Annotated in this window: 9 protein-coding genes; 1 reads left to right on the top strand and 8 read right to left on the bottom strand. The window is 72.4% G+C overall.

Annotation, left to right across the window (positions count from 1 at the left end; all coding sequences use genetic code 11):
- Window positions 1-5: 5 nt before the first annotated feature.
- From WH85_RS52960 to WH85_RS17450, 6 genes are all read right to left on the bottom strand, one after another.
- Window positions 6-2,123 carry a PP2C family protein-serine/threonine phosphatase gene (locus WH85_RS52960; protein WP_052720514.1) on the bottom strand — a complete coding sequence of 706 codons (2,118 nt, stop codon included), beginning with the start codon at window positions 2,121-2,123 and terminating at the stop codon, window positions 6-8.
- 19 nt (window positions 2,124-2,142) lie between these two features.
- Complete coding sequence (locus tag WH85_RS17470) at window positions 2,143-4,674, bottom strand: serine/threonine-protein kinase (RefSeq protein ID WP_045742936.1); 2,532 nt, start codon at window positions 4,672-4,674, stop codon at window positions 2,143-2,145.
- Complete coding sequence (locus WH85_RS17465; protein ID WP_045742935.1) at window positions 4,671-5,852, bottom strand: hypothetical protein; 1,182 nt, start codon at window positions 5,850-5,852, stop codon at window positions 4,671-4,673. Before WH85_RS17465 ends, WH85_RS17470 begins: the two co-directional genes overlap by 4 nt.
- Window positions 5,849-6,787, bottom strand: a complete 939-nt coding sequence (locus WH85_RS17460) for a glutamate ABC transporter substrate-binding protein (protein ID WP_045742934.1) — start codon at window positions 6,785-6,787, stop codon at window positions 5,849-5,851. Before WH85_RS17460 ends, WH85_RS17465 begins: the two co-directional genes overlap by 4 nt.
- A complete protein-coding gene (locus WH85_RS17455) occupies window positions 6,784-8,091 on the bottom strand; it encodes an MCP four helix bundle domain-containing protein (protein ID WP_045742933.1) in 1,308 nt (435 codons plus the stop codon). Before WH85_RS17455 ends, WH85_RS17460 begins: the two co-directional genes overlap by 4 nt.
- Before the next feature lie 171 nt (window positions 8,092-8,262).
- Entirely contained in the window at window positions 8,263-9,783 is a 1,521-nt protein-coding gene (locus WH85_RS17450) for a long-chain-fatty-acid--CoA ligase (protein WP_045742932.1), read from the bottom strand.
- 173 nt (window positions 9,784-9,956) lie between these two features.
- Between WH85_RS17450 and WH85_RS17445 the strand changes: the two genes are divergently transcribed.
- Complete coding sequence (locus tag WH85_RS17445; protein ID WP_245673978.1) at window positions 9,957-11,177, top strand: EAL and HDOD domain-containing protein; 1,221 nt, start codon at window positions 9,957-9,959, stop codon at window positions 11,175-11,177.
- A 70-nt stretch (window positions 11,178-11,247) separates the two neighbouring features.
- Here WH85_RS17445 and WH85_RS17440 read toward each other — a convergent pair whose 3' ends face one another.
- Window positions 11,248-11,646, bottom strand: a complete 399-nt coding sequence (locus WH85_RS17440) for a hypothetical protein (RefSeq protein ID WP_157411063.1) — start codon at window positions 11,644-11,646, stop codon at window positions 11,248-11,250.
- Between the two features lie 169 nt (window positions 11,647-11,815).
- Window positions 11,816-11,941 carry a hypothetical protein gene (locus WH85_RS53730; RefSeq protein WP_281179066.1) on the bottom strand — a complete coding sequence of 42 codons (126 nt, stop codon included), beginning with the start codon at window positions 11,939-11,941 and terminating at the stop codon, window positions 11,816-11,818.
- Window positions 11,942-12,027: the final 86 nt, after the last annotated feature.

The following is a 12,027-nucleotide window of genomic DNA, read 5'->3' as shown; positions in this document are numbered from 1 at the left end:
ACTCCTTACGCGGTGGGAACAGCGCCGGCCCGCCCCGCTGAGGGCTCGGGTCCGGCGGTCTCGGCTGCGGTCTCATCGTTGGCGGCCGGCTCGTTCAGGGCCGGTTCGCCGGCTTCCGGCGTGTTCGCGGCCGGGTCTTTCGCGGTCTGATCGGGGGCGGTCTCGTGCGTACCCCGATCATCGATCTTGCTCTGATCTGATCCGGTCTGCTCGGCGGCAGCCGCGGCGGGGGCGACCGGGACGAGCGCGACCGTGATGTTGTCGGACCCGCCCGCCGCGTTCGCGAACGCGACCAGCTCACGGGCGGCGTCGAGCAGCGGCGACGGCCCGGATGCGATGTCCAGACAGTCCCGCACCACGTCGGCGAAGTCCTCCGCGTCCGGCAGGTAGTTCCACAGACCGTCGCTGCACAGGACCAGCATTCCCGGGGCGGTGGCGGTGAACGCACCCATCCGGGGCCGGACCGGCCCGGCGTCCGCACCCAGCCAGGCGGTGATCGCATGCGCCTTCGGATCGTTCATCGCCACCCGGGGGTCCACGCCCATCGAGATGACGTGCTGCGCCCACGAGTCGTCCTCGGTGAGCTGCTCGGCCGGCCCGTACGGTCCGATCCAGTAGGCCCGGCTGTCCCCGACCCACCCGAACCCGACATGCGGCCCGCGCACCGCGGCGGCCACGATCGTGCAGGCCGGGTTGGAGGCGGCCCGCCGGGGATCCCCGTTGTTCACCAGCGCCGCCACCGCGTCCGCGGCAGCCCCGATAGCCGCCGCGACCACCTCGGCGATCACCACCGCCGGCTCGGCAGCCTTCCCGGCCGTGTCCGTGTCCGTGTCCGTGTCCGTGCCCGTGCCCGTGTCCGTGCCCGTGCCCGTGTCCGCGTCCGCGTCCGCGTCCGCGTCCGCGGCAGAACCGTTGCCGGCAGCACCGACCACCTCAGCTACCACCACCGCCGGCCCGGCAGCCTTCCCGCCGGAACCCGCGGCGGTCTCCTCCACCGCGGCAGGAGTCACGGCGTCCGCTGCCACGGCGTCCGCTGCCACGGCGTCCGCTGCCGCCGCGCCCGCTGATCCGGACAGAGCCGGCTCAGCGGATCGGGCGGGCGGGGCCGGGTGCGGAGCGGCGGAGAGGAGTTCGCCGGCGGCGCGGGCGGCCGCGTCCGAAGCGGCATCCGGGTCGTAGGAGGCCGAGACACCGTCGCAGACCACCACGTCGGCGGCGGCCTGTCCGACGGCGAGCCACATCGCGTCCTCGTTGCGGTGGTGGCGGCGTCCCCGGTCGCTCACCGCCGCGGCCACCGGCCCGCCGTCCGCCTCGATGTGGTCGCGGGGACGGCCGGCCAGCATGCCGCATTCCTCGCAGTACCGGTCCGAGCCCACGCTTCCCGCCGCCCCGCAGTGCGGGCAGCTCCGGCCGGTGCGTGGCCGCCCGGGATTCCCCACCGTTCCCGCAGGCTTCCCGGACTCTGCAGATCCGCTCGTCCCGCTCGGCTCCCGCTGCTCCGTCTCCTCGACATCCCCGCCCGGCCCGGTCGAACTCACGGCCTCAGCCTCGGCCTCGGTGCCGGTCTCGGCCCCGATCGCTTCGTCACCATCCACGTCGGCCTCGGCGTCCACGTCGGCCTCGGCGCTCGCCTCCGGTTCGGCGTCTGTGTCAGGCTCCGACTCGGGCGGGGTCTCCTTGGGCGCGGCGGCGCCGGACTCGGTGGTCGCGGTGGCTTCAGCGGTATCAACGGTGATGGCGGTATCCGCGGCTGTGGACCCAACCGCTGTGGACCCAACCGCTGTGGCGTCAGCGGCTGTGGACTCAGCGGCTGCGGCGTCAGCGGCTGTGGACTCAGCGGTGGCTGACCTGGCGGCAGGATCGGCAGCTGCCGACCGGGCGGTGGTGGGCTCGGCGACCGGGGCGACCGGGGCGACCGGGGCGACCGGGGCGACCGGGGCGACCGGGCCGACCTCGGAGGCTTCGGGGGCCGGGGGCGTTACGACGGGCGTGTCGGGGGCAGCCTGAACGGCCGGCCCGTCGGTGGACGGCTCGGCGGGGCGCAGCGGGCGTCCGCACTCCTCGCAGAACGCCGCGCCCGCGGCGCGCTCGTCGGCGCATGCGACGCACTCGGTCAGGATCATCGGCGCGGTTACCGCCCTTCTACGTACGCGTCCGCGGCCGCGCCGCGTTCGCCAGGTCCACCAGGCGGATCTTCTCCGGCCCGTGAGCCGCCCGGGCCATCTCCCGGTACGCGGCTTCGAGCGCGAACCGTACGTCGCGCTCCGCGGCGTCTCCCGCCGGGGTGCCCGCCGCTCCCGCAGGCGTGGTCGCGGACGCGGCTCCGACTCCGGTTCCAGGTCCGGCTCCGGCTCCGGCTCCGGCTCCGGCTCCGACTCCGACTCCGGTTCCAGGTCCAGCTCCAGCTCCAGCTCCGGCTCCGGCTCCGGCTCCGGCTCCGGCAAGTGAACTGGTGGTCCCGGGGGAACCGGTCGTCCCGAGCACCGCCCGTGGCACCCTGCTGCCGCGCCCCAGGATCGTCAGCGCCTGTTCCAGGAGTTCCGCGCGGAGCGCCGCGAGCTGCGCGCTCCCGATCTCGAGTCGGTCGATCAGGTCGGCCGCCGTGGACAGGGAGAGCACGTCCACCCGGTCCGCCGGCTGCCGGCCGATCAGGGCGCGGACCGCGCCGACCTGGGAGCTGCGGTACGCCGACGACGTCCCGGGCACCCGGTTGTACGCCTCCACCGCCCCGGACCGGTCTCCGTCGGCGAGCCGGCAGCGGGCCAGTCCGGCGGCGGCTGTCGTGTACGCCGGGTCGGTGCGGCTGACCACGTCGTAGTGCCGGCAGGCCCCGGCCGCGTCGCCGGCGAGTTCCGCCGCGAGGCCGAGGGCGAGTTGGGGGGCGAGTTCGCCGGGCAGCGCCGCCCAGACCGCTTCGAAGCGTTCGCGGGCGTGGGTGGCGTCGCCGGCGGCGAGGGCGAGCAGGCCGTCGTACCAGGCGACCCGCCAGTCGTCGCCGGCGGATTCGGCGAGCAGCGCACGGGCGGCGCGGGCGTCGTCGAAGGAGCCGTCGTGGGCGCCCAGGTCGATGTAGGCACGGAGCTCACGCAGGCGTACCTCAAGGGTGTGGTGCGGTGCCTTGGTGAGCAGGGTGAGCACTTCGGACGGCTCGCTGACGGTGACCGAGGCGAGGAACGCGGCGGACGGGTCGGTCAGGTCGGTCAGTGGCGTGGGCAGGTCCTGCCAGCGGGGTGCGTCGCTGTCCGGGTCGGTGCGCAGTTCGGCGGTGAACAGCCGGGACGGCGCGGGCCGGGGTTCGCCGCCGGCGGCGAGGACCTGCCGGAGCACGCCGAGCATCTGTTCGGACATCTCGGCGGCGTCGACGAACCGGTCGGCCGGGTCGGGGCGGGTGGCCCGCACGATCAGGCGGTAGAACGATTCGTGCTGCTTGTACGCGTCGAACGACCCCCGGTCCGGCAGGCTGTCCCGGAAGGTGCTCTGGTATCCGCGGAAGTCCGTGGTGAGTACGGCCAGGGTGCGCCCGATGGTGTACAGGTCGGACGCGATCGACGGCCCGTCGACCGCGATCTCCGGCGCCTGGTATCCGATCGTGCCGTAGATCGCCGAGTCCTCGTCCTCCTCGTGGACGACGCCACCGAGGTCGATCAGGCGCATCTGGTCGCCGGCCTGGATCACGTTGTCCGGCTTGAAGTCGCAGTAGATCAGTCCCCGGTCGTGCAGGTAACCGAACGCCGGCATGATCTCCAGCAGGTACGCCAGGGCGCGGTCCACCGGCAGCGGCCCGCCGTGTTGCTTGAGCAGGTCTTTGAGGGACTTGCCGCCGACGTACTCCATCACGATGTAGCCGGCGGTGTCGCCGGACGCCGCGGTGTGCTCCACGAAGTTGTAGATCTTGACGATGTTGGGGTGTTCGACCTCGGCGAGGAACCGTCGTTCGGCCACCGCGGCGGCCAGGGCGTCCTCGTCACCGGAGTTGAGCAGGCCCTTGAGGACGACCCAGCGGTCCGAGACGTTCTTGTCCACGGCCAGGTAGATCCAGCCGAGGCCGCCGTGCGCGAGGGGCCCGACCACCTCATATTGCCCGCCGACCAGGTCGCCCTTGGCCAGTTTGGGGGTGAAGTCGAAGGCCTCACCGCACGACGGGCAGAAGCCGGTGCCACGGCCGGGACGGTCGCCCCGGGCACGGCCGACCGGTTCGTTGCACTTGGCGCAGTACCGCTTGGACTCCGGTACTTCGGCGACGGCCATCACGGCGGAGGCCGGGTCGGCCTGGGCGACCGGGGCGATGTCGACGAGTCCGCCGCCGAAGCGCCGGCGGGAGCCGCTGCTGCCGGTGCGGGTGCTGCCGCGGCTGCCCCGGGTGGACAGCGCCCCGCTGCGCGAGGAGCCGGGCCGCGACGCCACCGAGGCGCTCCGGGGAGCGGGAACGACGGTGGTGGCCGGGGCGAGACCGCACTCGTTGCAGTAGCCGTCCTCGATGACACCGGGACAGCCGCCCCGGCCGCACGGCGAGCCGTCTGACACCGGGGTGGAGGCACGGGACACGGGGATGGAGGCACGGGACACCGGGGTGGAGGCACGGGACAACGCGGACACCGGCGGGGCCGGGGCCATGCCGCACTCGTCGCAGTAGCCGTCCTCGATCGTGCCGGGACAGTTGCGCTGGCAGTTCATCGCGGGTTCCTCGCTGCGATCGTGGCGGACAGGGCGTCCTGGTAGGCGTCCACGGCCGCCCGGGCGGCCGCGAGGTCGCACGGCGCCTGGTAGAGCGCCTCCCGGGCCGCCTCGGCGAGCGGCGTCAGGGTGGTGTCCTCACCGAGTCCACGGCTCAGCGCCTTGGCCCGGTAGGCGTCGAGCCGGCCGCGGAGTTCGCCCCGGCCGGCGAGCAGCGTGGTGTCGCGGTCGGCCGCCCGGCGTAGGGCGGCCAGGTGGTCCTTCGCCTGCCGGGTCCACGCCGAGATCCGCGGGCTGATCATCGCCCACTGTCCGGCGGCGGCCAGCGCCTCGATCGCCGCGAGGTCCGGAACGAGGTCTTTCTCGCGTACGAGAGAAGGTGTCTGATCGTGGAAACGCCCGGCTGCCGCCGCGTGGGCTGCCTCGGCGGACCGGAACGCCGCGTCGATCTCGGACAGCAGCGCCCGTGCGTCGCGAAGCCGCCGTGTCAGGGAGGCCCGCAGCTCGTCGGCGGAGGTGCGCTCGGCGTCGGCCCGCGCGAGCAGGTCCCGCACCTGATCAAGACCGGACACGTCGGCGCTCAGCGGATCGGTGGCCAGGGTCCGGGTGACGATGCCGAGCAGCCGGTCGGCCTCCCGCAGCAGGGGCCCGGGCGCGCCGGGAGTGAGCGAACGGGCGTGCGCCAGTGACGCCGCGGCGTCGGCGGCGACCGGAAGCATCCGGCGCCACGCCTCACCGGCGCGGGTCACCACGTCGACCGCCGTCATGAACGCGGTCTCCATCGCCGCCAGCAGCTCGGCGGGGGAGCAGACCGTGCTGACCTGGCCGGTGCCGAGCAGACCGCGCTGCGCCAGCGGGACGGTGCTGGTGGAGAGCGTGATCGACGGCCCCAGAACCTGGTGGGTGTAGGCCGCGCGTTCCTCCTCGCTCGGCCGACGCCGGTCCCGCAGCGCGCGGGCCTGGGTGATCACGTCGGTGAGCTGCCGGTGGCCCTGCCAGAGGCGGCCCAGCGCGTCCTCGGCGCCGGACCAGGCCTGCGCGGTCCGGCCGGTCAGCGCGGTGACGCCCAGTTCCTTGCGGTCCGGGTTCTCGTCGAGCTCGACGAGGTTGGTGGCTATCGCGGCGACGGCGCTCTCCAGCCGGGCGAGTTCGGCGTCCGCGGCGGCCGTGGTGCTCATCGGTACCGTGCCGCGGGTGGCTGTGGTGCCGCGCCGAGGTCCTCGCCGAGCCACTTCTCGTAGATCCTCGTCCAGGTGCCGTTCTCACGGTCGCGTTCGAGGACCGCGTTGACGAACCGGGTCAGATCGGGGTGGTTCTTGGAGATCGCGATGCCGTAGGGCTCCTCGGTGAAACGATCCCCGACCACCTTGGTGTACGGGTCCTGGGCGACCAGCCCGGCCAGGACGGTGTCGTCGGTGGAGACGGCGTCGACCTCGCCGAGCTGGAAGGCGACCAGGCACTGGCCCCAGCCGGGACGGGCGACCGCGATCGGCCCGGTGGAGACGGCGGCGATGTTGCGCAGGGAGGTCGAGCCGACCGCCGCACACACCTTCCTGCCGCCCAGCTCGTCGATGCCCCGGACGGTGGAGTCCTTGGCGACCAGCAGTTTCTGCCCGGCCTCGAGGTAGACCGTGGAGAAGTCGACCTCCTGCCAGCGGGCGCAGTTCGCGGTCATCGTGTTGATCACCAGGTCGACCTGGCCGTCGGCGACGACCTTGGTGCGGTCGCCGTGCGGGATCACCTTGATCTGCAGCTTGTCCGGGTCCCCGAAGATGGCCGCGGCGATCTGCCGGCCCATGTCGACGTCGAAGCCCTCGACCGCACCGGTGAACGGGTTGCGGGAGCTGAACAGCAGGCTGTCCTGGCTGGTGCCGAGGATCAGCCGGCCGCGCTTGCGGATCTCCTCCATGTAGCTGCCGGCCGGCATCCTCCCGGCGGCCGGCAGCGAACCGGTGGGCCGCAGGCTGGCACGGGCGTCGCAGTCCGGCGCCGCGGTGGTCGTCTCCTCCGCCGCCTCCGGGGCGGCTGAGGGCTTCTCCGTCACCGGCTCCTCGACGGTCGTGCAGCCGGTGAGCAGCAGCAGGGCGGTGAGAACACCGGCGGCGCGCCTCATCGGTACTCCTCCAGACGGGCCCGAATGCCGGCGCCGACGAGTAGGCAGATCAGCAGGGCGAGCAGCGGGCCGAGGACGGTGAGCACACCCAGACCCCGCCCGGCTCGGTGGATGTCGTCGTCGAAGACCGCCTTGCGCTCGGTCAGGGCCTGGTCGAGCGTGCCGGTGAGCGCCTCGAAGGCGCCGGTGGTCTCGGTGCCCAGGGCCAGCGCGACGGCCTCGTCGTAACGCCCGGTGTCATCCAGTTCGCGGACCTTCTCATGCAGAGCGACGTAAGCCTCGTGCTGAGACCGCGCCTCATCGGTGTACGCCTCGAGTCCGTCGAGCGACGGGTCGTCGAAGACGAGTTGATCACTGATGGCGGTGAACCGCTCCTCGTCGGCGCCGCTGCCGGCCCGCCCGGCCAGGGTCAGCGCCTCGGCCGCCCGCTCGCGCAACGCCATGATCCGCAGCTCGGCGAGCGTGGTGACCGGGGTGGAGCCGTTGCGGTCCGCGTCGTCGAGCGCGTCCCGCTGCGTCGCGAACACCACCCCGGCGGCCAGCGCCAGCACGACGGTGACCGCGGTGGCCGCGACCAGCGGCACGTTGAAGGTGCGCCGGGTCGCCGAGCTGAGACGGCCCTGCACCCAGAGCAGGGCGGTGACCAGGATCAGGAGCAGTGCCAGCAGCAGCGACAGCCACCAGGAGCTGCGCGCGTCGTCGTAGCCGGCGTCCACCTCCTGCTCGGCGATCTGGAACAGGACCTGCGCCTGCGGCTGCAGCGTCTCCCGGTTGAGCTCGGAGGCGGTGGCCAGGTAGGAGGCGCCGACCGGCAGGCCCTGCCGGTTGTCGGCGCGCGCGGTGGCGACCAGCGCGTTGTAGCGTGCCAGGCCGGCCGAGAGGGCGCGGATCGCGTCTGCCGCCGGGCCTTTCTCCGGGGTACGCCGCGCGGCGGACGTCAGCGCCGTCGCGGCGACCGACAGGTCCTCCTCGTAGCGGGCGGTCAGCACGACCGGCTCCTGGCCGCCGGAGAGGAACGCCTGCGCCGCCGTGGTGTCCGCGTCGGCCAGCCGGGAGTAGATCGTCTCCGCCTCGGTGAGCAGCGGCTGCGCCCGTCCGCCCAGGTCGGCGGTGCCGGTGGCGGCGGCCCGGGCGGTCAGCCCGGCGACCGTCCCGGTCAGGGCGGCGAGCACGAGGAGCACGGCGAGCATCAGGCGCAGCCGGCCGGGGGAGGTGCGCCGCATCTCCGCGATGCGGCGCAGCACGGCCGTGCTGCGCGGGGGCGTGGCGGCCGAGGTGGGCCGTTCCGCCAGAGCTGTGGTCACGCTGTGCCTCCGTGTGCCCGGCTGTTCTGCCCGTTCCACTGTGCTTCACCGATGCAAGTGATCTTGCCGGGGTATTTCTACGCGGTTTCTATGGCGGTTTCGTGACGGGATGTTATGAGAACGAGGCGTCCGGCGGGATCCGCCGAACGCCTCGAACGACCCGTCAGCGGGTCAGCTGAGTTCGCGTTTGAGCAGCTTACCGGTGGCGGTCATGGGCAGGGACGGCACGATGCTGACCACCCGCGGGTACTTGTAACCCGCCATCTGCTCCCTGCCCCAGGCCACCAGCTCGTCCTCGGTGACCGAGGCGCCGGGCTTGAGGATGACGAACGCCTTGACCTCCTCGCCGTGACTCGGGTGCGGCACCCCGATCACCGCCGCGAGGGACACCGCCTCGTGGGTGATCAGGACCTCCTCGACCTCCCGCGGGTACACGTTGAAGCCCCCGCGGATGATCATGTCCTTGGCGCGGTCGACGATGTAGTAGAAGCCGTCGGCGTCCCGCCGGGCCAGGTCACCGCTGCGGAACCAGCCGTCCCGCATCACCTCGGCGGTCGCCTCCGGCCGGTTGTAGTAGCCCCGCATGATGTTGTGGCCGCGGATCGCCACCTCACCGATCTCGTCCACGCCGTCGACCGTGTTCCACTCCGGGTCGATCAGCTTCACCTCGACACCCCAGACCGGGATCCCGATCGAACCGGGCCGCGGCTCGCTGTGCGGATCACTGAACGTCGCGACCGGCGACGTCTCGGACAGCCCGTACCCCTCCAGGATGGAAACCCCGAGGCGCTCCCGGACCTCCTTGATGATCTCGACCGGGAGGCTGGAACCGCCGGACACGGCAACCCGCATGTTCCGGGCGATCCGGTCGACGTCCACGCCGTCGGTCAGCGCGTTCAGCAACCCCCAGTACATGGTGGGGACGCCGGCGAAGAACGTCACGTCCTCGCTCTGCAGCACCGCGACCGCGGCGGCCGCGTCGAACCGCGGCAGCAGCACCAGGGTGGACACGCTGGCGAAACCGGCGTTCATGTTGACCGTCGAACCGAACGAGTGGAACAACGGCAGCACCACCAGGTGGGTGTCCTCGGCCGGCTTGCTGCCGAACAGCCGGTTGCAGGTGAGCGCGTTCATCACCAGGTTCGAGTGCGACAGTTCGGCGCCCTTGGCCTGACCGGTCGTGCCGGAGGTGTACAGGATCACCGCCGGGTCGGTCTCGTCACGCTGCACGGTGGCGAAGGTCGTGGGCCGGTCGGATGCCTTGCCCCGGTCGGCGTTGATCTCGGCATCGATGAGGAAGAAGTGCTCGCAGCCGGGTGCCTCGTCGAACCCGGCCCGGCCGGCCGCGCCCATCGGCAACTCCGGGGTGCCCGCGAAGCAGAAATACGCCCGCGCCTCGGAATCCTTCAGGTGATAGGCGATCTCACGCCCCTTGAGCAGCACGTTCAGCGGGACGACCACCGCGCCGGCCTTGAGGATGCCGTAGTAGACGACCGGGAAGTACGGCAGATTGGGGCAGGTGAGGGCGACCTTGTCGCCGGGCCGGATCCCGTGGTCCACGAGCAGGTTCGCCACCTGGTTGGCGGCCGCGTCCACCTGGGCATAGGTCAGCCGCTGGGGCCCGAGCACGACAGCGGCCCGGTCCGGGTGGTGACGGGCGCTGTCCTCCAGCAGAACGGCGAGGTTGAGCATCCGGCGGTCCCCTTCAGAGATAACATGTGACGGCGGTCTCATCCCAGCACGTCGGGCCGGTGACGGGGAAGTCTTCGTCCCGGCAGTGTTTCCCGGAGCGCGGTGTGGGACCGGTCCGGTTGTTTCGTTAAGTCCCGGCCGCTGATGCCGATGGCCTCGACGTGGGGAATCCGGTGTTGGACGCGGTACATGTGGGCCGTCAGCCCATCTTCGATGCCAAGGGTGTCGTGGTGGCCTACGAGCTGTTGTTCCGGGGTCGTATGGACGCGGTCGCGTCCGGGCGGCAGGACACGTATGCGACCAGCGCCGTCATGGTGAACGTGTTCACCGAGTTCGGCATCGCCGAAGTGGCCGGCAACCGGCCCTGCTTCATCAACCTGACCCGCGAGTTCGTGACCGGCCGGCTGCCGTTGCCGTTCGGCCCCGAACAGGTGGTGCTCGAGGTGCTGGAGACGGTCGACGTCGACGACGAGGTGATCGGCGGGCTGACCGCGCTCGCCGAGGCGGGCTACCGGATCGCCCTCGACGACTTCGTCTGGGGATCCGGCCACGAACGGCTCCTGGGCCTGGCGTCGTACGTCAAGCTGGACCTGCTCGACGGCGACCTGAGCCGCCTCGACGACATCGTCACCGAATGCCGCCGCTTCCCGGGCATCCAACTCGTCGCCGAACGCCTGGAAACCGACGAGCAGGTGGCGATAGCCGACAAATTCGGCATGGAACTTCGCCAGGGGTACGCCCTGAGCCGCCCACAGACGCTGAGCGCCCCGAGCCTCTCCCCGTCCCGGCTGCGCCGCCTGGAACTGGTGGCGGCGCTGATGTCCCCGGACGTGCCGATGGACAAGGTCACCGCGATCATCGCGAGCGACCCGGCACTGGCCCTGCGCGTCCTGCGAGTGAGCAACTCGGTGGCGTCGGGCGTGGTGAGCCGGATCTCGTCGGTGCGCCAGGCGGTGACCCTCGTCGGCCTGACCCGGATCCGGCGCTGGGCCACGCTGATGGTGGTGGACGATGTGGCGGAGGCCCCGGAGGAGCAACTCCTGACGGCGCTGACCCGGGCGCGCCTGTGCGAGAACCTGGCGCCCCGGTACAAGGCGGACCCGGGAGCGGCCTTCATCACGGGCCTGATCAGCGGCATGGCGAACCTGATGGCGTCGACGCCGGCGGCGGTGGCCGAACAACTGCCGCTGTCGACGGAGGTGGCGGAGGCGCTGACCGAGGGCCGCGGCCCGCTGGGCCGGCTCCTGGCGGCGGTCCGGGCCTACGACGAGGGCGAGTTCGGCGCGGCCGACCTGGCCGGCGCGACGCTGGACGCGATGCGCTGGTCGACGCGAACGTTGACGGCCGCGGGCCAGTTGACGCCGGCGACCCCGGCCACCCCCGCAGGCCGCTGACCGGGCGGTGGCGTTCGTCCCCGGGCGCCGGGCGCCGGCCGGCGGCTTCACCGGCGGCGGGCGGGGCCGGTCAGCCGCGCGCCTCGGCCTCGGCCTCGGTGTCCGCTTCCTCGTCCCCGTCGACCTCGATGATCTCCCAGTCGCGTTCGACCGCGGGGTGCCGCCCGCTCCACCACACGCCGATCGTGGTCAGGACCAGGTTGAGCAGGGCCGGCCCGGTGACGACCAGGTCACGCACCGGGCTGTCGAACAGCGCCCACTGGTTGTCGAACAGACAGACGAAAACCGACCAGGGCAGGCCGATCGCCATCAGGTAGAGGCCGAGCAGCCCGGCCCCGACCCCGGCGCCCGGTCCGGGGCCGACCACCGACGGACTGGTGAGCAGCCAGAGCCCGACCGCGGGCAGGGTCAGCACCGCCTGCGCGGCCACCAGTGCCCAGAGCACCCTCCGGCGCGTGCCATGCTGCATTTCCCGTCCCCCCTGGCTGAGACCTTGCTGAGAGCGATTCGCGTCAGCCTAGAACAGTTCCCCTCCCACCGGATCCCCCGGACCGTGCCCTGATCATCGGCCGGATGACATCGACCGCTGTCCCATTCGGACCTGCGGACGCCACATCCGCGTGACGAGGGGCCGCTGATCAGCGGCGACGTACCGCCGGCGCGATCGCCGCCACGACCGCGACCACGGCACGCCATCCGGTGACCGCGACGGCCGCCGTCCACGGGATCACCAGTGGCACCGCCGCCCCGATCTCGGACTCCACGGCCGAACGGACCCCGAGCAGGGAGATTCCGGCCCGGACGGTCCCACCACCGCCGTGAACGTGCCCCGCCCGAGTCCGCGCTGACC

Source organism: Actinoplanes rectilineatus (assembly GCF_000962825.1).
Lineage (GTDB): Bacteria > Actinomycetota > Actinomycetes > Mycobacteriales > Micromonosporaceae > Actinoplanes > Actinoplanes rectilineatus.
This window is presented reverse-complemented; position numbering and strand designations above follow the sequence as displayed.